The 25,593-nt window shown below is 61.6% G+C and carries 5 protein-coding genes; 2 read left to right on the forward strand and 3 right to left on the reverse strand.

The window, feature by feature from the left end:
- Positions 1-30: 30 nt before the first annotated feature.
- Positions 31-1,374, reverse strand: a complete 1,344-nt coding sequence (locus ACSQ17_RS03280; protein WP_436067570.1) for a TolC family outer membrane protein — start codon at positions 1,372-1,374, stop codon at positions 31-33.
- Positions 1,375-1,694: 320 nt separating this feature from the next.
- Between ACSQ17_RS03280 and ACSQ17_RS03285 the strand changes: the two genes are divergently transcribed.
- Positions 1,695-22,595: an Ig-like domain-containing protein gene (locus ACSQ17_RS03285; protein WP_436067571.1), complete on the forward strand. Its 20,901-nt coding sequence runs from the start codon at positions 1,695-1,697 to the stop codon at positions 22,593-22,595.
- 77 nt (positions 22,596-22,672) lie between these two features.
- Positions 22,673-23,011 (forward strand): tryptophan synthase subunit beta, encoded by a 339-nt coding sequence (locus ACSQ17_RS03290; RefSeq protein WP_233686244.1) that lies wholly within the window; start codon positions 22,673-22,675, stop codon positions 23,009-23,011.
- Positions 23,012-23,079: 68 nt separating this feature from the next.
- Here the strand turns inward: ACSQ17_RS03290 and lapD are convergent, their stop codons facing one another.
- Positions 23,080-25,014: a cyclic di-GMP receptor LapD gene (gene lapD / locus ACSQ17_RS03295; protein WP_436067572.1), complete on the reverse strand. Its 1,935-nt coding sequence runs from the start codon at positions 25,012-25,014 to the stop codon at positions 23,080-23,082.
- Between the two features lie 264 nt (positions 25,015-25,278).
- Positions 25,279-25,530, reverse strand: a complete 252-nt coding sequence (locus tag ACSQ17_RS03300) for a DUF1145 domain-containing protein (protein ID WP_233686246.1) — start codon at positions 25,528-25,530, stop codon at positions 25,279-25,281.
- Between the last annotated feature and the right edge of the window lie 63 nt (positions 25,531-25,593).

A 25,593-nucleotide genomic window follows, 5' to 3' on the forward strand; every position in this document is an offset into this window, starting at 1 on the left:
CACAAGGATTCACTCATACTTGAATAGGGCCTAATTCAGGCCCGGCAAGTTTACCTGAGCCTTGATCTCGTCCAGCGGCGCAGCCGCCATAGGTGCAACTACCCCCTGACTCTTGAGCAGGGAGCCCATGGTGGCCTTGATCCGATACTGAGTAAACAGTTCAGTGAAGCGAACTTCCTCAAGACGACGCGAAGCGGTGAACAGTTCGTTCTCGCTGTCGAGCAGGTCCAGCAAGGTGCGATCACCAAGGCTGAACTGCTTCTGATAGGACTCGCGCACACGGCTGCTGTAGTCGACATACTGCTGGGCAATCGGCAGCTGCTGGCGAGCATTTTCCAGGGCATTCCAGGCCAGGCCGAGGTCTTCGTTGAGCACACGCAGGGCGTTGTTGCGGATGTCCATAGCCTGATTGGTCTGATAGGCCTTGGACTGCAGATCCGCCTTGTTGCTGCCACCGGCAAACAGGTTGTAGCGCATGTTGACCATCGCGCTCCACTGGTTGTTATGGCCTTTTACGCCATCCAGATTGTTATCCATACCGCGCGACAGTTCGGCATCGAAACGCGGATAGAAACTCGACTTGGCCGCCTCATACTGCTGCTCGCTGGCCTGCACATCCGCCTCGGCCGAACTCAGAAACGGGTTGTTGGCCAGCATTTCCTGGCGCGCCGCTGACAGGCTCTCCGGCAGATGCCCCAGCAAACCAGCTGGGCGAGTCAATTCACCCGCATCACGCCCCACCACGCTGAAATAGTTGACCTGCGCATCAGCCAGGTTGGTCTTCTCGGTAATCAGGTTATTGCGCGCCTGCGCCAGGCGCGCTTCGGCCTGGTCGAGGTCGGCAGTACGGCCAACACCGCTTTGGCTACGCAGGGTAATCTGATCGTAAATACGTTCGTGGCTCGCCAGGTTGTTCTCGGCCAGACGCACCAGTTCCTGGCGAGTCAGAACATCCAGATAGACCTGCGCTACGGCCAGCCCGGTACGTTCGGCAGTGCCCAGCAGTTCATAAGCACGGGCATTCACCGTGGCACGCTGACGACCGACTTCACTGCTGGTGGCAAAACCGTCAAACAGCATCTGCTGCACACGCAGGCTGGATTCACCGCGATTCAGGGTTTCAGTGTTGTGATCCAAACCGCGGGTGCCTGGACTGTCGGTACCCTCGCGGCCATAGCCGGCCAACAGGTCAACCCGCGGCAGGTAGCCGCCCTTGGCGGCCTTCATCTGTTCTTCAACCGACAAGCGCGCATTAATCCCCGCCTGGATCTCCGGATGCACCTCAAGGGCACTTTGCATGGCTTCGTTGAGCGTCTGGCCATGGGCCGTCATCGATACAGCAAGAGCAAGAGGGAACAGTGCAAAAAAACGCATCGGGTGGAATTCCTTTCAGGCTGGGCTAGTGACTTGGAACAACGACGGCGCAATGCGCTTGACGCAAAGTGGCACAGGATACATAAACAGCCGAAAAACGTGACACGCATCACAAGAGCAAAAACCAATATCAAAGTGACATCAGCGCGCGCATTGTTTATTATCGCGAGCGCTCGGTCAATAGTTTGGCATATTACTAATTCCAGAATGGAATAAGCCAAATTTATGACGACAATATTTTGTCAGGCAAGCACCATTCAACGCAAAGCATTGCTTCACTATATTTAACGCTTTACCGAGCCCACACCGGAGCCCGCTTTATGAGCACAATCGTCGCCATCGTAAAAAGTCTTGTCGGTCAGGTTTTTGCCGTTTCTCTCGACGGCCTCAAGCGCCAAGTATTCGAAGGCGAACGTCTGCTCATGGGCGAACAGATCCTCACTGGTCTGGGCGCAGAAGTAACCCTGCAACTGGCCAACGGCGACGTGGTCGATGTGGCGCAGAACAGCAGCTGGCAGGCAGCCCCCAGCGAGGCGCCAGCCGACGCTGAAAAGGCCCAGGCCAATCCGGATCTGGAACAAGCCCTGGCAGCCGGCTTCGACCCCACCACCGACCTTGAAGCCACCGCAGCAGGCCCTGGTTCCGGCGGCGGCACTGGCGGCGCAGCGGGTGGCGGCCACAGCTTTGTGATGCTGGATACCGTGGGCGGGCAACTAGATCCGACAATCGGGTTTGAGACTTCCGGCCTGGGAGTTGGGGGTAACGGGCAGGATGAGCTGCTTGGTTTGGGTGGTGATGCCAATGCTGCGACTTTGCAACCAAACCGTGCACCAACTGCACAAAACGATACGTTTATTCTCAATGAAGACGGCACCATCACAATTGATGTACTTGCTAATGACAGCGACCTTGATGGCGATACGCTGAGCATTTCTCAGATTAATGGCCAAGCCATCTCCGAAGGTGGATCTATTATTGTAAGCGATGGCACAGTGACCCTGAGCAATGGCTTGCTGATATTCACCCCGAACGCCAACTACAACGGCCCCGCCAGCTTTACCTATACAGTCACCGATGGAGTACTGAGCAGCACTGTAACTGTCAGTGGCACGGTGACACCCGTTAACGATGCACCGGTTGCCGCCAATGGCAGCATTACCGTGGCCGAAGAAAGCATCGGAACCAGCCTGGGCCTGAGCGCGCCATCGGATGCTGACAGCAACCCGCTGACCATCACCGTCACCGGCCTGCCGACCCTGGGCACCGTCACCAAAGCCGATGGCTCCGCCATCAGCAATAACGACACCCTGACCGCCGCCGAACTGACCGGCCTGGTCTACAACGCACCGGCTGACTACAACGGCACCGATGCCGTCGGCTCCTTCACCTACTCGGTCGATGACGGCCAGGGTGAAGCCAACAGTGTCGTCACCGGCACCGTCACCATCGGCGTCACCCCGATCAACGATGCGCCGGTTGCCGCCAATGGCAGCATTACCGTGGCCGAAGAAAGCATCGGAACCAGCCTGGGCCTGAGCGCGCCATCGGATGCTGACAGCAACCCGCTGACCATCACCGTCACCGGCCTGCCGACCCTGGGCACCGTCACCAAAGCCGATGGCTCCGCCATCAGCAATAACGACACCCTGACCGCCGCCGAACTGACCGGCCTGGTCTACAACGCACCGGCTGACTACAACGGCACCGATGCCGTCGGCTCCTTCACCTACTCGGTCGATGACGGCCAGGGTGAAGCCAACAGTGTCGTCACCGGCACCGTCACCATCGGCGTCACCCCGATCAACGATGCGCCGGTTGCCGCCAATGGCAGCATTACCGTGGCCGAAGAAAGCATCGGAACCAGCCTGGGCCTGAGCGCGCCATCGGATGCTGACAGCAACCCGCTGACCATCACCGTCACCGGCCTGCCGACCCTGGGCACCGTCACCAAAGCCGATGGCTCCGCCATCAGCAATAACGACACCCTGACCGCCGCCGAACTGACCGGCCTGGTCTACAACGCACCGGCTGACTACAACGGCACCGATGCCGTCGGCTCCTTCACCTACTCGGTCGATGACGGCCAGGGTGAAGCCAACAGTGTCGTCACCGGCACCGTCACCATCGGCGTCACCCCGATCAACGATGCGCCGGTTGCCGCCAATGGCAGCATTACCGTGGCCGAAGAAAGCATCGGAACCAGCCTGGGCCTGAGCGCGCCATCGGATGCTGACAGCAACCCGCTGACCATCACCGTCACCGGCCTGCCGACCCTGGGCACCGTCACCAAAGCCGATGGCTCCGCCATCAGCAATAACGACACCCTGACCGCCGCCGAACTGACCGGCCTGGTCTACAACGCACCGGCTGACTACAACGGCACCGATGCCGTCGGCTCCTTCACCTACTCGGTCGATGACGGCCAGGGTGAAGCCAACAGTGTCGTCACCGGCACCGTCACCATCGGCGTCACCCCGATCAACGATGCGCCGGTTGCCGCCAATGGCAGCATTACCGTGGCCGAAGAAAGCATCGGAACCAGCCTGGGCCTGAGCGCGCCATCGGATGCTGACAGCAACCCGCTGACCATCACCGTCACCGGCCTGCCGACCCTGGGCACCGTCACCAAAGCCGATGGCTCCGCCATCAGCAATAACGACACCCTGACCGCCGCCGAACTGACCGGCCTGGTCTACAACGCACCGGCTGACTACAACGGCACCGATGCCGTCGGCTCCTTCACCTACTCGGTCGATGACGGCCAGGGTGAAGCCAACAGTGTCGTCACCGGCACCGTCACCATCGGCGTCACCCCGATCAACGATGCGCCGGTTGCCGCCAATGGCAGCATTACCGTGGCCGAAGAAAGCACCGGAACCAGCCTGGGCCTGAGCGCGCCATCGGATGCTGACAGCAACCCGCTGACCATCACCGTCACCGGCCTGCCGACCCTGGGCACCGTCACCAAAGCCGATGGCTCCGCCATCAGCAATAACGACACCCTGACCGCCGCCGAACTGACCGGCCTGGTCTACAACGCACCGGCTGACTACAACGGCACCGATGCCGTCGGCTCCTTCACCTACTCGGTCGATGACGGCCAGGGTGAAGCCAACAGTGTCGTCACCGGCACCGTCACCATCGGCGTCACCCCGATCAACGATGCGCCGGTTGCCGCCAATGGCAGCATTACCGTGGCCGAAGAAAGCACCGGAACCAGCCTGGGCCTGAGCGCGCCATCGGATGCTGACAGCAACCCGCTGACCATCACCGTCACCGGCCTGCCGACCCTGGGCACCGTCACCAAAGCCGATGGCTCCGCCATCAGCAATAACGACACCCTGACCGCCGCCGAACTGACCGGCCTGGTCTACAACGCACCGGCTGACTACAACGGCACCGATGCCGTCGGCTCCTTCACCTACTCGGTCGATGACGGCCAGGGTGAAGCCAACAGTGTCGTCACCGGCACCGTCACCATCGGCGTCACCCCGATCAACGATGCGCCGGTTGCCGCCAATGGCAGCATTACCGTGGCCGAAGAAAGCACCGGAACCAGCCTGGGCCTGAGCGCGCCATCGGATGCTGACAGCAACCCGCTGACCATCACCGTCACCGGCCTGCCGACCCTGGGCACCGTCACCAAAGCCGATGGCTCCGCCATCAGCAATAACGACACCCTGACCGCCGCCGAACTGACCGGCCTGGTCTACAACGCACCGGCTGACTACAACGGCACCGATGCCGTCGGCTCCTTCACCTACTCGGTCGATGACGGCCAGGGTGAAGCCAACAGTGTCGTCACCGGCACCGTCACCATCGGCGTCACCCCGATCAACGATGCGCCGGTTGCCGCCAATGGCAGCATTACCGTGGCCGAAGAAAGCATCGGAACCAGCCTGGGCCTGAGCGCGCCATCGGATGCTGACAGCAACCCGCTGACCATCACCGTCACCGGCCTGCCGACCCTGGGCACCGTCACCAAAGCCGATGGCTCCGCCATCAGCAATAACGACACCCTGACCGCCGCCGAACTGACCGGCCTGGTCTACAACGCACCGGCTGACTACAACGGCACCGATGCCGTCGGCTCCTTCACCTACTCGGTCGATGACGGCCAGGGTGAAGCCAACAGTGTCGTCACCGGCACCGTCACCATCGGCGTCACCCCGATCAACGATGCGCCGGTTGCCGCCAATGGCAGCATTACCGTGGCCGAAGAAAGCATCGGAACCAGCCTGGGCCTGAGCGCGCCATCGGATGCTGACAGCAACCCGCTGACCATCACCGTCACCGGCCTGCCGACCCTGGGCACCGTCACCAAAGCCGATGGCTCCGCCATCAGCAATAACGACACCCTGACCGCCGCCGAACTGACCGGCCTGGTCTACAACGCACCGGCTGACTACAACGGCACCGATGCCGTCGGCTCCTTCACCTACTCGGTCGATGACGGCCAGGGTGAAGCCAACAGTGTCGTCACCGGCACCGTCACCATCGGCGTCACCCCGATCAACGATGCGCCGGTTGCCGCCAATGGCAGCATTACCGTGGCCGAAGAAAGCACCGGAACCAGCCTGGGCCTGAGCGCGCCATCGGATGCTGACAGCAACCCGCTGACCATCACCGTCACCGGCCTGCCGACCCTGGGCACCGTCACCAAAGCCGATGGCTCCGCCATCAGCAATAACGACACCCTGACCGCCGCCGAACTGACCGGCCTGGTCTACAACGCACCGGCTGACTACAACGGCACCGATGCCGTCGGCTCCTTCACCTACTCGGTCGATGACGGCCAGGGTGAAGCCAACAGTGTCGTCACCGGCACCGTCACCATCGGCGTCACCCCGATCAACGATGCGCCGGTTGCCGCCAATGGCAGCATTACCGTGGCCGAAGAAAGCACCGGAACCAGCCTGGGCCTGAGCGCGCCATCGGATGCTGACAGCAACCCGCTGACCATCACCGTCACCGGCCTGCCGACCCTGGGCACCGTCACCAAAGCCGATGGCTCCGCCATCAGCAATAACGACACCCTGACCGCCGCCGAACTGACCGGCCTGGTCTACAACGCACCGGCTGACTACAACGGCACCGATGCCGTCGGCTCCTTCACCTACTCGGTCGATGACGGCCAGGGTGAAGCCAACAGTGTCGTCACCGGCACCGTCACCATCGGCGTCACCCCGATCAACGATGCGCCGGTTGCCGCCAATGGCAGCATTACCGTGGCCGAAGAAAGCATCGGAACCAGCCTGGGCCTGAGCGCGCCATCGGATGCTGACAGCAACCCGCTGACCATCACCGTCACCGGCCTGCCGACCCTGGGCACCGTCACCAAAGCCGATGGCTCCGCCATCAGCAATAACGACACCCTGACCGCCGCCGAACTGACCGGCCTGGTCTACAACGCACCGGCTGACTACAACGGCACCGATGCCGTCGGCTCCTTCACCTACTCGGTCGATGACGGCCAGGGTGAAGCCAACAGTGTCGTCACCGGCACCGTCACCATCGGCGTCACCCCGATCAACGATGCGCCGGTTGCCGCCAATGGCAGCATTACCGTGGCCGAAGAAAGCATCGGAACCAGCCTGGGCCTGAGCGCGCCATCGGATGCTGACAGCAACCCGCTGACCATCACCGTCACCGGCCTGCCGACCCTGGGCACCGTCACCAAAGCCGATGGCTCCGCCATCAGCAATAACGACACCCTGACCGCCGCCGAACTGACCGGCCTGGTCTACAACGCACCGGCTGACTACAACGGCACCGATGCCGTCGGCTCCTTCACCTACTCGGTCGATGACGGCCAGGGTGAAGCCAACAGTGTCGTCACCGGCACCGTCACCATCGGCGTCACCCCGATCAACGATGCGCCGGTTGCCGCCAATGGCAGCATTACCGTGGCCGAAGAAAGCACCGGAACCAGCCTGGGCCTGAGCGCGCCATCGGATGCTGACAGCAACCCGCTGACCATCACCGTCACCGGCCTGCCGACCCTGGGCACCGTCACCAAAGCCGATGGCTCCGCCATCAGCAATAACGACACCCTGACCGCCGCCGAACTGACCGGCCTGGTCTACAACGCACCGGCTGACTACAACGGCACCGATGCCGTCGGCTCCTTCACCTACTCGGTCGATGACGGCCAGGGTGAAGCCAACAGTGTCGTCACCGGCACCGTCACCATCGGCGTCACCCCGATCAACGATGCGCCGGTTGCCGCCAATGGCAGCATTACCGTGGCCGAAGAAAGCACCGGAACCAGCCTGGGCCTGAGCGCGCCATCGGATGCTGACAGCAACCCGCTGACCATCACCGTCACCGGCCTGCCGACCCTGGGCACCGTCACCAAAGCCGATGGCTCCGCCATCAGCAATAACGACACCCTGACCGCCGCCGAACTGACCGGCCTGGTCTACAACGCACCGGCTGACTACAACGGCACCGATGCCGTCGGCTCCTTCACCTACTCGGTCGATGACGGCCAGGGTGAAGCCAACAGTGTCGTCACCGGCACCGTCACCATCGGCGTCACCCCGATCAACGATGCGCCGGTTGCCGCCAATGGCAGCATTACCGTGGCCGAAGAAAGCATCGGAACCAGCCTGGGCCTGAGCGCGCCATCGGATGCTGACAGCAACCCGCTGACCATCACCGTCACCGGCCTGCCGACCCTGGGCACCGTCACCAAAGCCGATGGCTCCGCCATCAGCAATAACGACACCCTGACCGCCGCCGAACTGACCGGCCTGGTCTACAACGCACCGGCTGACTACAACGGCACCGATGCCGTCGGCTCCTTCACCTACTCGGTCGATGACGGCCAGGGTGAAGCCAACAGTGTCGTCACCGGCACCGTCACCATCGGCGTCACCCCGATCAACGATGCGCCGGTTGCCGCCAATGGCAGCATTACCGTGGCCGAAGAAAGCACCGGAACCAGCCTGGGCCTGAGCGCGCCATCGGATGCTGACAGCAACCCGCTGACCATCACCGTCACCGGCCTGCCGACCCTGGGCACCGTCACCAAAGCCGATGGCTCCGCCATCAGCAATAACGACACCCTGACCGCCGCCGAACTGACCGGCCTGGTCTACAACGCACCGGCTGACTACAACGGCACCGATGCCGTCGGCTCCTTCACCTACTCGGTCGATGACGGCCAGGGTGAAGCCAACAGTGTCGTCACCGGCACCGTCACCATCGGCGTCACCCCGATCAACGATGCGCCGGTTGCCGCCAATGGCAGCATTACCGTGGCCGAAGAAAGCATCGGAACCAGCCTGGGCCTGAGCGCGCCATCGGATGCTGACAGCAACCCGCTGACCATCACCGTCACCGGCCTGCCGACCCTGGGCACCGTCACCAAAGCCGATGGCTCCGCCATCAGCAATAACGACACCCTGACCGCCGCCGAACTGACCGGCCTGGTCTACAACGCACCGGCTGACTACAACGGCACCGATGCCGTCGGCTCCTTCACCTACTCGGTCGATGACGGCCAGGGTGAAGCCAACAGTGTCGTCACCGGCACCGTCACCATCGGCGTCACCCCGATCAACGATGCGCCGGTTGCCGCCAATGGCAGCATTACCGTGGCCGAAGAAAGCACCGGAACCAGCCTGGGCCTGAGCGCGCCATCGGATGCTGACAGCAACCCGCTGACCATCACCGTCACCGGCCTGCCGACCCTGGGCACCGTCACCAAAGCCGATGGCTCCGCCATCAGCAATAACGACACCCTGACCGCCGCCGAACTGACCGGCCTGGTCTACAACGCACCGGCTGACTACAACGGCACCGATGCCGTCGGCTCCTTCACCTACTCGGTCGATGACGGCCAGGGTGAAGCCAACAGTGTCGTCACCGGCACCGTCACCATCGGCGTCACCCCGATCAACGATGCGCCGGTTGCCGCCAATGGCAGCATTACCGTGGCCGAAGAAAGCACCGGAACCAGCCTGGGCCTGAGCGCGCCATCGGATGCTGACAGCAACCCGCTGACCATCACCGTCACCGGCCTGCCGACCCTGGGCACCGTCACCAAAGCCGATGGCTCCGCCATCAGCAATAACGACACCCTGACCGCCGCCGAACTGACCGGCCTGGTCTACAACGCACCGGCTGACTACAACGGCACCGATGCCGTCGGCTCCTTCACCTACTCGGTCGATGACGGCCAGGGTGAAGCCAACAGTGTCGTCACCGGCACCGTCACCATCGGCGTCACCCCGATCAACGATGCGCCGGTTGCCGCCAATGGCAGCATTACCGTGGCCGAAGAAAGCATCGGAACCAGCCTGGGCCTGAGCGCGCCATCGGATGCTGACAGCAACCCGCTGACCATCACCGTCACCGGCCTGCCGACCCTGGGCACCGTCACCAAAGCCGATGGCTCCGCCATCAGCAATAACGACACCCTGACCGCCGCCGAACTGACCGGCCTGGTCTACAACGCACCGGCTGACTACAACGGCACCGATGCCGTCGGCTCCTTCACCTACTCGGTCGATGACGGCCAGGGTGAAGCCAACAGTGTCGTCACCGGCACCGTCACCATCGGCGTCACCCCGATCAACGATGCGCCGGTTGCCGCCAATGGCAGCATTACCGTGGCCGAAGAAAGCACCGGAACCAGCCTGGGCCTGAGCGCGCCATCGGATGCTGACAGCAACCCGCTGACCATCACCGTCACCGGCCTGCCGACCCTGGGCACCGTCACCAAAGCCGATGGCTCCGCCATCAGCAATAACGACACCCTGACCGCCGCCGAACTGACCGGCCTGGTCTACAACGCACCGGCTGACTACAACGGCACCGATGCCGTCGGCTCCTTCACCTACTCGGTCGATGACGGCCAGGGTGAAGCCAACAGTGTCGTCACCGGCACCGTCACCATCGGCGTCACCCCGATCAACGATGCGCCGGTTGCCGCCAATGGCAGCATTACCGTGGCCGAAGAAAGCACCGGAACCAGCCTGGGCCTGAGCGCGCCATCGGATGCTGACAGCAACCCGCTGACCATCACCGTCACCGGCCTGCCGACCCTGGGCACCGTCACCAAAGCCGATGGCTCCGCCATCAGCAATAACGACACCCTGACCGCCGCCGAACTGACCGGCCTGGTCTACAACGCACCGGCTGACTACAACGGCACCGATGCCGTCGGCTCCTTCACCTACTCGGTCGATGACGGCCAGGGTGAAGCCAACAGTGTCGTCACCGGCACCGTCACCATCGGCGTCACCCCGATCAACGATGCGCCGGTTGCCGCCAATGGCAGCATTACCGTGGCCGAAGAAAGCACCGGAACCAGCCTGGGCCTGAGCGCGCCATCGGATGCTGACAGCAACCCGCTGACCATCACCGTCACCGGCCTGCCGACCCTGGGCACCGTCACCAAAGCCGATGGCTCCGCCATCAGCAATAACGACACCCTGACCGCCGCCGAACTGACCGGCCTGGTCTACAACGCACCGGCTGACTACAACGGCACCGATGCCGTCGGCTCCTTCACCTACTCGGTCGATGACGGCCAGGGTGAAGCCAACAGTGTCGTCACCGGCACCGTCACCATCGGCGTCACCCCGATCAACGATGCGCCGGTTGCCGCCAATGGCAGCATTACCGTGGCCGAAGAAAGCATCGGAACCAGCCTGGGCCTGAGCGCGCCATCGGATGCTGACAGCAACCCGCTGACCATCACCGTCACCGGCCTGCCGACCCTGGGCACCGTCACCAAAGCCGATGGCTCCGCCATCAGCAATAACGACACCCTGACCGCCGCCGAACTGACCGGCCTGGTCTACAACGCACCGGCTGACTACAACGGCACCGATGCCGTCGGCTCCTTCACCTACTCGGTCGATGACGGCCAGGGTGAAGCCAACAGTGTCGTCACCGGCACCGTCACCATCGGCGTCACCCCGATCAACGATGCGCCGGTTGCCGCCAATGGCAGCATTACCGTGGCCGAAGAAAGCATCGGAACCAGCCTGGGCCTGAGCGCGCCATCGGATGCTGACAGCAACCCGCTGACCATCACCGTCACCGGCCTGCCGACCCTGGGCACCGTCACCAAAGCCGATGGCTCCGCCATCAGCAATAACGACACCCTGACCGCCGCCGAACTGACCGGCCTGGTCTACAACGCACCGGCTGACTACAACGGCACCGATGCCGTCGGCTCCTTCACCTACTCGGTCGATGACGGCCAGGGTGAAGCCAACAGTGTCGTCACCGGCACCGTCACCATCGGCGTCACCCCGATCAACGATGCGCCGGTTGCCGCCAATGGCAGCATTACCGTGGCCGAAGAAAGCACCGGAACCAGCCTGGGCCTGAGCGCGCCATCGGATGCTGACAGCAACCCGCTGACCATCACCGTCACCGGCCTGCCGACCCTGGGCACCGTCACCAAAGCCGATGGCTCCGCCATCAGCAATAACGACACCCTGACCGCCGCCGAACTGACCGGCCTGGTCTACAACGCACCGGCTGACTACAACGGCACCGATGCCGTCGGCTCCTTCACCTACTCGGTCGATGACGGCCAGGGTGAAGCCAACAGTGTCGTCACCGGCACCGTCACCATCGGCGTCACCCCGATCAACGATGCGCCGGTTGCCGCCAATGGCAGCATTACCGTGGCCGAAGAAAGCACCGGAACCAGCCTGGGCCTGAGCGCGCCATCGGATGCTGACAGCAACCCGCTGACCATCACCGTCACCGGCCTGCCGACCCTGGGCACCGTCACCAAAGCCGATGGCTCCGCCATCAGCAATAACGACACCCTGACCGCCGCCGAACTGACCGGCCTGGTCTACAACGCACCGGCTGACTACAACGGCACCGATGCCGTCGGCTCCTTCACCTACTCGGTCGATGACGGCCAGGGTGAAGCCAACAGTGTCGTCACCGGCACCGTCACCATCGGCGTCACCCCGATCAACGATGCGCCGGTTGCCGCCAATGGCAGCATTACCGTGGCCGAAGAAAGCACCGGAACCAGCCTGGGCCTGAGCGCGCCATCGGATGCTGACAGCAACCCGCTGACCATCACCGTCACCGGCCTGCCGACCCTGGGCACCGTCACCAAAGCCGATGGCTCCGCCATCAGCAATAACGACACCCTGACCGCCGCCGAACTGACCGGCCTGGTCTACAACGCACCGGCTGACTACAACGGCACCGATGCCGTCGGCTCCTTCACCTACTCGGTCGATGACGGCCAGGGTGAAGCCAACAGTGTCGTCACCGGCACCGTCACCATCGGCGTCACCCCGATCAACGATGCGCCGGTTGCCGCCAATGGCAGCATTACCGTGGCCGAAGAAAGCATCGGAACCAGCCTGGGCCTGAGCGCGCCATCGGATGCTGACAGCAACCCGCTGACCATCACCGTCACCGGCCTGCCGACCCTGGGCACCGTCACCAAAGCCGATGGCTCCGCCATCAGCAATAACGACACCCTGACCGCCGCCGAACTGACCGGCCTGGTCTACAACGCACCGGCTGACTACAACGGCACCGATGCCGTCGGCTCCTTCACCTACTCGGTCGATGACGGCCAGGGTGAAGCCAACAGTGTCGTCACCGGCACCGTCACCATCGGCGTCACCCCGATCAACGATGCGCCGGTTGCCGCCAATGGCAGCATTACCGTGGCCGAAGAAAGCATCGGAACCAGCCTGGGCCTGAGCGCGCCATCGGATGCTGACAGCAACCCGCTGACCATCACCGTCACCGGCCTGCCGACCCTGGGCACCGTCACCAAAGCCGATGGCTCCGCCATCAGCAATAACGACACCCTGACCGCCGCCGAACTGACCGGCCTGGTCTACAACGCACCGGCTGACTACAACGGCACCGATGCCGTCGGCTCCTTCACCTACTCGGTCGATGACGGCCAGGGTGAAGCCAACAGTGTCGTCACCGGCACCGTCACCATCGGCGTCACCCCGATCAACGATGCGCCGGTTGCCGCCAATGGCAGCATTACCGTGGCCGAAGAAAGCACCGGAACCAGCCTGGGCCTGAGCGCGCCATCGGATGCTGACAGCAACCCGCTGACCATCACCGTCACCGGCCTGCCGACCCTGGGCACCGTCACCAAAGCCGATGGCTCCGCCATCAGCAATAACGACACCCTGACCGCCGCCGAACTGACCGGCCTGGTCTACAACGCACCGGCTGACTACAACGGCACCGATGCCGTCGGCTCCTTCACCTACTCGGTCGATGACGGCCAGGGTGAAGCCAACAGTGTCGTCACCGGCACCGTCACCATCGGCGTCACCCCGATCAACGATGCGCCGGTTGCCGCCAATGGCAGCATTACCGTGGCCGAAGAAAGCATCGGAACCAGCCTGGGCCTGAGCGCGCCATCGGATGCTGACAGCAACCCGCTGACCATCACCGTCACCGGCCTGCCGACCCTGGGCACCGTCACCAAAGCCGATGGCTCCGCCATCAGCAATAACGACACCCTGACCGCCGCCGAACTGACCGGCCTGGTCTACAACGCACCGGCTGACTACAACGGCACCGATGCCGTCGGCTCCTTCACCTACTCGGTCGATGACGGCCAGGGTGAAGCCAACAGTGTCGTCACCGGCACCGTCACCATCGGCGTCACCCCGATCAACGATGCGCCGGTTGCCGCCAATGGCAGCATTACCGTGGCCGAAGAAAGCATCGGAACCAGCCTGGGCCTGAGCGCGCCATCGGATGCTGACAGCAACCCGCTGACCATCACCGTCACCGGCCTGCCGACCCTGGGCACCGTCACCAAAGCCGATGGCTCCGCCATCAGCAATAACGACACCCTGACCGCCGCCGAACTGACCGGCCTGGTCTACAACGCACCGGCTGACTACAACGGCACCGATGCCGTCGGCTCCTTCACCTACTCGGTCGATGACGGCCAGGGTGAAGCCAACAGTGTCGTCACCGGCACCGTCACCATCGGCGTCACCCCGATCAACGATGCGCCGGTTGCCGCCAATGGCAGCATTACCGTGGCCGAAGAAAGCATCGGAACCAGCCTGGGCCTGAGCGCGCCATCGGATGCTGACAGCAACCCGCTGACCATCACCGTCACCGGCCTGCCGACCCTGGGCACCGTCACCAAAGCCGATGGCTCCGCCATCAGCAATAACGACACCCTGACCGCCGCCGAACTGACCGGCCTGGTCTACAACGCACCGGCTGACTACAACGGCACCGATGCCGTCGGCTCCTTCACCTACTCGGTCGATGACGGCCAGGGTGAAGCCAACAGTGTCGTCACCGGCACCGTCACCATCGGCGTCACCCCGATCAACGATGCGCCGGTTGCCGCCAATGGCAGCATTACCGTGGCCGAAGAAAGCACCGGAACCAGCCTGGGCCTGAGCGCGCCATCGGATGCTGACAGCAACCCGCTGACCATCACCGTCACCGGCCTGCCGACCCTGGGCACCGTCACCAAAGCCGATGGCTCCGCCATCAGCAATAACGACACCCTGACCGCCGCCGAACTGACCGGCCTGGTCTACAACGCACCGGCTGACTACAACGGCACCGATGCCGTCGGCTCCTTCACCTACTCGGTCGATGACGGCCAGGGTGAAGCCAACAGTGTCGTCACCGGCACCGTCACCATCGGCGTCACCCCGATCAACGATGCGCCGGTTGCCGCCAATGGCAGCATTACCGTGGCCGAAGAAAGCACCGGAACCAGCCTGGGCCTGAGCGCGCCATCGGATGCTGACAGCAACCCGCTGACCATCACCGTCACCGGCCTGCCGACCCTGGGCACCGTCACCAAAGCCGATGGCTCCGCCATCAGCAATAACGACACCCTGACCGCCGCCGAACTGACCGGCCTGGTCTACAACGCACCGGCTGACTACAACGGCACCGATGCCGTCGGCTCCTTCACCTACTCGGTCGATGACGGCCAGGGTGAAGCCAACAGTGTCGTCACCGGCACCGTCACCATCGGCGTCACCCCGATCAACGATGCGCCGGTTGCCGCCAATGGCAGCATTACCGTGGCCGAAGAAAGCATCGGAACCAGCCTGGGCCTGAGCGCGCCATCGGATGCTGACAGCAACCCGCTGACCATCACCGTCACCGGCCTGCCGACCCTGGGCACCGTCACCAAAGCCGATGGCTCCGCCATCAGCAATAACGACACCCTGACCGCCGCCGAACTGACCGGCCTGGTCTACAACGCACCGGCTGACTACAACGGCACCGATGCCGTCGGCTCCTTCACCTACTCGGTCGATGACGGCCAGGGTGAAGCCAACAGTGTCGTCACCGGCACCGTCACCATCGGCGTCACCCCGATCAACGATGCGCCGGTTGCCGCCAATGGCAGCATTACCGTGGCCGAAGAAAGCATCGGAACCAGCCTGGGCCTGAGCGCGCCATCGGATGCTGACAGCAACCCGCTGACCATCACCGTCACCGGCCTGCCGACCCTGGGCACCGTCACCAAAGCCGATGGCTCCGCCATCAGCAATAACGACACCCTGACCGCCGCCGAACTGACCGGCCTGGTCTACAACGCACCGGCTGACTACAACGGCACCGATGCCGTCGGCTCCTTCACCTACTCGGTCGATGACGGCCAGGGTGAAGCCAACAGTGTCGTCACCGGCACCGTCACCATCGGCGTCACCCCGATCAACGATGCGCCGGTTGCCGCCAATGGCAGCATTACCGTGGCCGAAGAAAGCATCGGAACCAGCCTGGGCCTGAGCGCGCCATCGGATGCTGACAGCAACCCGCTGACCATCACCGTCACCGGCCTGCCGACCCTGGGCACCGTCACCAAAGCCGATGGCTCCGCCATCAGCAATAACGACACCCTGACCGCCGCCGAACTGACCGGCCTGGTCTACAACGCACCGGCTGACTACAACGGCACCGATGCCGTCGGCTCCTTCACCTACTCGGTCGATGACGGCCAGGGTGAAGCCAACAGTGTCGTCACCGGCACCGTCACCATCGGCGTCACCCCGATCAACGATGCGCCGGTTGCCGCCAATGGCAGCATTACCGTGGCCGAAGAAAGCACCGGAACCAGCCTGGGCCTGAGCGCGCCATCGGATGCTGACAGCAACCCGCTGACCATCACCGTCACCGGCCTGCCGACCCTGGGCACCGTCACCAAAGCCGATGGCTCCGCCATCAGCAATAACGACACCCTGACCGCCGCCGAACTGACCGGCCTGGTCTACAACGCACCGGCTGACTACAACGGCACCGATGCCGTCGGCTCCTTCACCTACTCGGTCGATGACGGCCAGGGTGAAGCCAACAGTGTCGTCACCGGCACCGTCACCATCGGCGTCACCCCGATCAACGATGCGCCGGTTGCCGCCAATGGCAGCATTACCGTGGCCGAAGAAAGCATCGGAACCAGCCTGGGCCTGAGCGCGCCATCGGATGCTGACAGCAACCCGCTGACCATCACCGTCACCGGCCTGCCGACCCTGGGCACCGTCACCAAAGCCGATGGCTCCGCCATCAGCAATAACGACACCCTGACCGCCGCCGAACTGACCGGCCTGGTCTACAACGCACCGGCTGACTACAACGGCACCGATGCCGTCGGCTCCTTCACCTACTCGGTCGATGACGGCCAGGGTGAAGCCAACAGTGTCGTCACCGGCACCGTCACCATCGGCGTCACCCCGATCAACGATGCGCCGGTTGCCGCCAATGGCAGCATTACCGTGGCCGAAGAAAGCACCGGAACCAGCCTGGGCCTGAGCGCGCCATCGGATGCTGACAGCAACCCGCTGACCATCACCGTCACCGGCCTGCCGACCCTGGGCACCGTCACCAAAGCCGATGGCTCCGCCATCAGCAATAACGACACCCTGACCGCCGCCGAACTGACCGGCCTGGTCTACAACGCACCGGCTGACTACAACGGCACCGATGCCGTCGGCTCCTTCACCTACTCGGTCGATGACGGCCAGGGTGAAGCCAACAGTGTCGTCACCGGCACCGTCACCATCGGCGTCACCCCGATCAACGATGCACCGGTTGCTACTCCCACCTCAATGATGGGTTCAGAAGATCAGTCCATTACCCTAACTTGGTCACACTTCGGCGTCAGCGATGAAGATTCTGCAGTTGAGGACCTCGGTTTAATCATCAACGACCTACCGGCAGCCGGCACGCTGGAGCTACAAAACTCTTCGGGCCAGTGGGTTGCGGTAACTCATGGACAAACCATCAGTCAGGTCGATATCGCAGCCAACAAGCTGCGCTTTACCCCAGATGAAAACGAATCAGGTAGCGACGCTTATGGCGGTAGTGGGGTCGGCAACCAACAAGCCGACTACGCCCACATCAAGTTCAAGCCGACCGATGGCGTGAATGAAGGTACGGAGGCCACACTCGTAGTCGACATTGCACCAGTAGCCGATACACCCGTACTTAACCTGAATGATCAGCTCAACCTGCCCGACGGCAGTGGCCTGTTGGTTCAGACTTGGATAGGTCTACCACTGGGTACGAACGGTAACGGCGCCAACCCAAATACTTTGCAATCCGTAATTGATCAGGCTGGCGCACCGAACGGCAGCACGACACTGAGCGATGTAAATAACAACAATGTAATTGAAGGTACTGCCAGCAAAGTCTCTGGCTTGATCTACCTGGAAGCTGGCCAGACCTATACCTTCAGCGGCGTTGGTGACGACAGCATTCGCGTCGTGGTCGGTGGCAACAATGTGGCTCAGGCTACGTGGAGCCCTGGCAGAGGGCAGTTCAATGGCAGCTTTACACCGGCTAGCAGCGGCTACTACACCCTGGCGATTTATCACCACAACCAGAGTGGCCCCGGTGACTATGATGTGAACGTATCGGTTAATGGTGGACCGTCACAAGATCTCAACAGCACAAACTTTGACTTGTTCCCTAATAGCAACGCGATTACAGATCAAGGCATCCGCCTGAGCGATCTACAAACCGACGCAAGCGGCACCTTCTATCACCCATTCAACATCAACGAAGGCAATGAGGACAGTTCGATTCCGCTGTCCAAAATCACTGCTGGCCTGGTGGATACTGATGGTTCCGAAACACTGGTAATTAACATCTCAGGATTGCCAGAAGGCGCAACACTTAGCGATGGTATCCATACCTTTACCGCATCGGCAGGCAATACCATTGCCCCCGTCAGCGGCTGGACGCTCAACAATCTGTCGCTCACTCCGCCACAAAATTTCAATGGCACAATTAACCTCAGCGTGACAGCCACTGCCACTGAGCAGGCCAATGGCAACCAAGCCAGCACCACGCAGAATCTGGTGGTAACGGTATATCCGGTTAATGATGCGCCAGTGGGAAATAGTGACAGCTACTCAACAGTCGAAGGCACCACAGTGATTCACGGCACTGTTCTGGCCAACGACACGGATGTGGATGCAGCCCACTCGGCACTGCGTGTGGCGCAGTTCGCAACCAACAACAGCAGTAGTGCTACCGCGGCGAACGGCAGTAATTCGATCACCACAGCACTTGGCGGCACAGTGGTGATGAACGCCGACGGGACCTTCACTTACACTGCACCCGTGCGTAACCATGGTGATGCAGTAGCAGATGTCGACAGCTTCGTTTATCGGGTTTCTGACGGCAGCCTGAGTTCCGCATGGACGACGGTAACCATCGACATTACCGATACCGCCCCAATCGCCAATCCAGACACGGACAACGTTGGCGTGGGAGTACGCAGCCATAACGCCAATAATTACGCGACCATCACTGGCAATGTCGTGACCGGTGAAGGCAGCATTGGTGGGCAAGACACTCTGGGAGCCGATGCAGCTCGGGTTTCCAGCATCGAGTTCAATGGCACGAGCTATAACCTTGGTGCCGGAAATACCACTATCACGACTACTCACGGCACGCTGGTAATCAACCAAACTGGCAGCTATAGCTACACCTCGGCATATCAGAACAAGGTGGTGCCGGCATCCACAGGCACAGGGAGTGGTGAATCTACGACTGCCGCTACGATTGCGGGCTGGAATAACGCTGGCATCAGCCTATTTGGTTTTGATGGTTCATCGCCGCTCAATAGCAACGGCACTCTTAATACAACTGGCACCGCGACTGTTCGCTATCGCAATAACATCGGTAGTACCGATGATGGAATCGGCATTGAGTCAAGTACAACGTCAAACAACACTAATGATGGTATTCAGGCAAATGAGCATCTGGTTCTCAACCTGAATATGTTGAGCCGCAGCACAAGCGTTACCCTGACTGGCCTTAGTAATGGTGAGAGTGCGCAATGGCAGGCTTACGATGTCGACGGCAAGCTTGTTGACTCCGGAACTATTGCTGGTTCGAATAATAATAACGGTGTCGTAACCCGTGAGATCACCAGCCCGGAGGCATTCCAGTACCTCGTGTTCTCCGGCACCAGTGTTTCCAACTACCGAATCAACGGGCTGACAGCTACACCGGATCTGAGCAGTATCACGCCGGATCAATTCACCTACACCCTGACCGATGCCGACGGTGATAGCTCAAGCACAACCCTGACCATCAGTACCAGTGGCAGCCCAAGCGCCATGGCCGATACGGCCACAGTATATGAATCGGGTCTGGCTGGCGGGACCCAGGCAGGTGTAGCAACGACAACGGTGACGGGCAACCTGCTGCTCAACGATGCCGGCATCAGCACCAACACCAGCATCGCCACCATTAATGGTGTTGCGCCATCCTCCGGCGGCAGCATTACCATCAGCAATACCACTGGTACCCTGGTAGTGAATGCCAATACGGGCGCTTACACCTATACGCTGAACGGGGCCACGATCGAGGGCGTCAACGACAAACCGACGTTCAGCTATACCCTCACCGACAGCATCACCGGCAAGACCACCAGCAGCACGCTGACCATCAATGTAGTCGATGACGCTCCCATCGGTGGTGACATCACCCAGACACTGCAGGCGGCCGATGCGGCGGCTACCTACAACTTGGTCATCGTACTCGACCGCTCAGGCAGCATGGCCTACGACGCAGCAGGACGGTCGTCCAGCAACGCGAACTTCGACTCCACGAGCGTACGCATGGACATCGCCAAGGATGCGTTGGAGCAGCTGATTAAGAGCTACGACAGGCTAGGCAAGGTCAACGTCAAGATCGTCAGCTTCGCCGACGACGTCACGACCTCCAACTGGTATGTCGACAACACGACTGGCGCGATCCAGTACGTCGATCAGACGCAGGCCAATGGCGGCACGCGATACAGCACGGCACTGGATTCGGTGAGAACCAACTGGGGCACGCCACCCGCGGCCGACAAAACCCTGTTCTACTTCGTCACCGACGGTGAACCCACCAGCGGATATGCGGTTGGCGGGTCAAACACCACTAACTGGCAGAACTTCGTCCAAGACAATGGTGACATTGCCTTTGCCATCGGTATCGGCACCAATGTCTCCTTGGGCAATATCACCCCCATCGCCTATCCAAACACGGTCGATGGCGTCAACGAGCCATATGCCATCACGCTCACCAACCCAGCCGACCTGGCCAACACCCTGCTACAAACAGTGGATGGCGGTGTGGTGCTGGGCAATGTCTCCGTGCTTTCCAACAACGGCACCAGCGGCATGCTGTTGGGGGCCGATGGCGGCACGCTGACCAGCGTGGTGGTGGACGGCACGACCTATACCAAGGCCGCTGGCAACGAGCAGACCATCTACACCATCAAGGGTGGCGAGCTGACAGTGAACTTCACCACCGGTGCCTATACCTATCGTCTGGAAGTGAACCAGAGCGTCCACAACCAGACCGAGGTATTCCACATCACCGCTACCGATGGTGATGGCGACACCAAGAGCATCAACCTGAATATCGTGCTGGATTATGAGGCCAACCTGGATGCCAACCGCGACACCATTCTGACCAATATCCAGAGCGGTACGCCAATCACACTTTCGAGTGATGCCTTGTTGCACAACGACACCAGCGGTGGCGATGCCAGCATCAGCAGCGTCGGCAACGCGGTCAATGTCACGGTAAGCGGCACAGACACCATCACCTTTACCCCTGCAATGGGCAGTAGCGTCGGTATCACGACCGAGGCGAGTGCTGACAGTGCCACCAACCAACTAAACAATACCCGGCAAACTGCGATCGACTTCACCGATCGCAGTCAGTTCGGCAATATTGGCACCTCAGGCACTGGCTGGGCGGTAGACTCGGGCATCGTGGGCTATACACGGGTACTGAGGGGTACGCTGAGCAACGGCGGCAATAGCAACCGCGACCAGGATTGGGTCAAGATCCACCTGCATGCCGACGAGCGCATCCGGATAGACGTGGACGGCATCAGCGGGACAAATAGCAGCCCTGAGCGAACAGTGCTGCGAACTGTTTACGACGCCAACGGCAACCAGTTGCAATCTGGGACGTCCGATGCGTGGTTCACCGCTACGACGACGGGTGATTTCTACATTCGCCTGCAAACCGACAGCAGCAACAACAATACCAACACCACCTACAATCTGGTGCTGACCATTGACCCTACCCCTTCCAGCTTTAGCTACACCCTCAGCGAAAATGGCGAGAGCACCAGCACCACTGTCGATATCCGGCATGTCACAGGCAATATCATCAATGGTACCGATGCCGACGAGATACTGATCGGCGGCAGCACCAACGACACTCTTAATGGTGGCGCGGGCAACGATGTATTGATCGGTGGCGCAGGCAACGACATTCTCAATGGCGGTACAGGCCGCGACCGACTGGAGGGCGGCGCGGGCAACGACACCCTCAATGGTGGAGCGGGCAACGACATCCTTATCGGCGGAGAGGGTGATGACATTCTCTCTGGTGGTACTGGCGCGGATACCTTTGTCTGGAAAGCAGGTGATCTGAACAGTGCCAATCGCAAAGACGTGATCATGGACTTCAATGTCGCCCAAGGCGACCGTATCGACCTGAGCGATCTGTTGCAGGGTGAATCTGCGGAAAACATTGAGCAGTTCCTGCAATTGGTAACCGTGAACGGCACTTCGACCTTGCTGGTCAGCTCAACCGGGCAATTCGAGGAAGGTGACAGCAATGCGGCTATCGCCAGCAAGACGGACGTCAAAATCGAGTTGTCCGGCGTAAACCTGTCGGGCTATGACATCAGCACGCTAATCGGGACAACTGACACCTCGACCATCAAGATCGACTAAACCGATAACCACAACCCCGCTACCATAAAGTGGCGGGGTTGTTCAGTCAGGGTGGCCACAGAGGCAAGGAGCGGTCGATGTTGTATGTAAAGCGGGACGCCTGGGGCAATCTGCAACAGGTGGAAGCGGCGCCCTTCGAGGGCATGGACGGCGAGTTGTTGGCCGACAGCCAGGAAGCTCAGGCCTGGTATGCCAACCAGACGGTCGAAAGCAGCCTGCTGCAACTCAAGCAGAGCGACCTGGACATGATCCGGGTACTGGAAGACTTGATTACCGTACTGATCCGTAAAGGTGTGGTACGCATCACCGATTTACCGGAAGCTGCGCAAAGCAAACTGGTCGGCCGTAGCAAGGCGCGGGATGCCTTGGGCGGGCTGCATCGGTTGATCAATGATGATGAATCAAAGCTGATCTGATCCAAGCGCATTGATACGTCAGGCTAACAAGGGTTCGCGGGCATGGCCCGCGCCTCCAGAGACTGCTGTCAGCGCCAAGGCCCGGGCTCACCGAACAGACGACCCTGTACGCCGCTAATACCCATGGCACGTAGCACCTGCCACTCCCCTTCGCTTTCCACACGTTCGGCAATCAACGGCAAATCAATGCTGTTGGCCGCGCGCTGCATGGCCTCGATAAACAGGCGTTTGTCGTTTTCCTGATCGATGTCGCGGATATAGCTGCCATCCACCTTGAGGTAACCCAGGCCCAGCTTGGCCAGGTTGCCGATCATGCTGAAACGCCCACCGAAGTGCTGCAGGCCGAGACCAAAACCCAGGCTGCGCAAGCGCTGGGTCAGGCTTTCCAGCAGTGCCTGGTCGGGGAGCTGGTCTTCATCCAACTCCAGGGTCAAACGCGGCCCCAGTTGGCGGTTCTGCTGGAGTACGGCATACAGTGCCGCCAGCGCTTGCGGATCACGAATACTGCTGCCAGACAGGCTCAGCGCCACAGCGGCCTGATGCCCTTGCAGCTGTTTGAGCACCAGGCCAAGCATCACCTGATCCAGCCGTGCGGCCCAGCCAAAGCGCTCAACCCAGGGCAGGAAGCGCCCGGCGGGAATCACTGCGCCCTGTTCATCCAGTACCCGCGCCAGCACCTTGTGGTGCAGCACGCGTGCAGAGTCACCGGCAGCCACCACCGGCTGGAAGAACAATTGGATACGCCCCTGCGTCAGAGCCTGATCCAGCAGGCGGTACCAGCTTTGCCCTTCATCCACCGCCAGCGACTGTTCAAGCAGCTCATTAAATGTCCAGCTCGGTTGCGCCTGGCTGGCGGCTTGCGCCAAGGCGCTGTCCAGCGCGCGGAACAGGTCGTTTTCTGCAGCACCTGGGGCGAAACTGGTCAGGCCCATATGTGCGACCGGCAGGCAGTCGCTGGCTCCAGTTTGCTGCAGGCTGTTTAGCTTCTGCTCCAGCTGCTCAGCCAGCTGTTGCGCCTCATGCCGTTCATACCCCGGCGCGAGCAAGGCGAACTCGCCCCCGCGGTTACGCGCCAGCACAAAGCGTCCCTGGCTGAGCTGTTGCAGCTGCTCGGCAATGCTGACCAGCAACTGGTCGGTGCGCTGACCGCCCAGACGCTGGTTGAGGCCGCTCAGGTCATTGACCCGCAGCAATAGCAAATAACCACTGCAGGCCTGCTCGTCGACATTCAGTCGGGCATGCAGTTGCAGATCGAAATAGCGCCGATTGGCCAGCCCGGTCAGGCTGTCCTGATAGGCTTCAGCGCGCAACGCTTCACTGCGTGCGGCCTCTTCGGCAAACAGTGCCTTGAGCTTGCCGACCATCTGGTTCATGGCGTTGACTACCCGGCGAAACTCGGGGGTTTTCGGCAGTTCCGGCAAGCTGAGGAATTCGCGGCGGGCGATGGCATTGGACTGCTCGACCATATAATCCAGCGGCCGCAGCTGGCGCTTGAGCAGTAGCACACCCAGGGCAATGCACAGCACACCGCTCAGGGTCAGCCATAACAGGTTGCCAAGGGTGCTCTGCCAGAGTTTGCCGACAGCAAACAACGGGTGACTGATCACCTGCACCTGCGCGGCCTGACGCCAGCCATCACTGACAATCGCATCGCCCTGGGCTGGCTCCAGATCGACCAGGCGGGCAAACCACTGGGGCGCCTCGCCGCTGACCGGCACACCGCTGCGTTCAACCAACAGCTTGCCGGTGGCTGGGTCGGTAACGCGAATGCTCTCGAAATAGCCACTGTCGAAGATCGAGCTGACCATCAATTCGATCATCGCGGTGTCGTTGACATGCGGGCTGAGCGAAAGACCCAGCGCCGTGGCGGCATCCTGGGCATGGGCGCGCAGCTGGTTGACCTGCTGCTCACGCGAGCTTTCCACACTGACCAGAAAACTGCCGACGAAATTCACCAGCATCAACATGCAGATGGCGATAAACAGCTGCTTGAACAACGACATCAACCACTCCTGTCGAGCCCACCGCACAGTTACCGGCCCGAATACGCGTAAACAGATCAGATCGTCGCGGCCGGCGCGGCACTCAGAAAGCGCTAACGCCCGCTCGCAGCACAGCTGTGCGACGCCCGTCATGGTGCGGGGCGTAGGCGCAAAACACAATGTTCAGCGCATCTGCGAGGACAACTCAGCGGAGGGAAACGAGAGGGTTGCGATGGCGGTCGCATTGCCCGTTGCAGGCAAGCGACCGCGCAACGAAGGTGGAACTCAGGCGCGGGGCAGACCACGCAGGTGGATAAAGCCGAACAGCAGCACTTGCAGACGCTGCAACCAGAGCTGCGGCTGGCCAACCAGGCGCGCGTTGAATAGCAGCATCTCGCCGAGATGCGCCAGCAGCATGCCACCGGCAATCAGATTGACAGCCAGGTGCCAGCCCTCACCCATGGGGTAAAACAGGTTGAGCAGCGCCAGCAACCAGAATGCGGCCAGCGCACCCTTGGCGAATATCAGAACAGGCATGAAGCACTCCTTCATCAGGTGAAAAACCTGAGCAGTCTGCCCTGATAACGCCTCAAGTGAGTC

Source organism: Pseudomonas sp. LjRoot71, from assembly GCF_964253255.1.
Taxonomy (GTDB): domain Bacteria; phylum Pseudomonadota; class Gammaproteobacteria; order Pseudomonadales; family Pseudomonadaceae; genus Aquipseudomonas.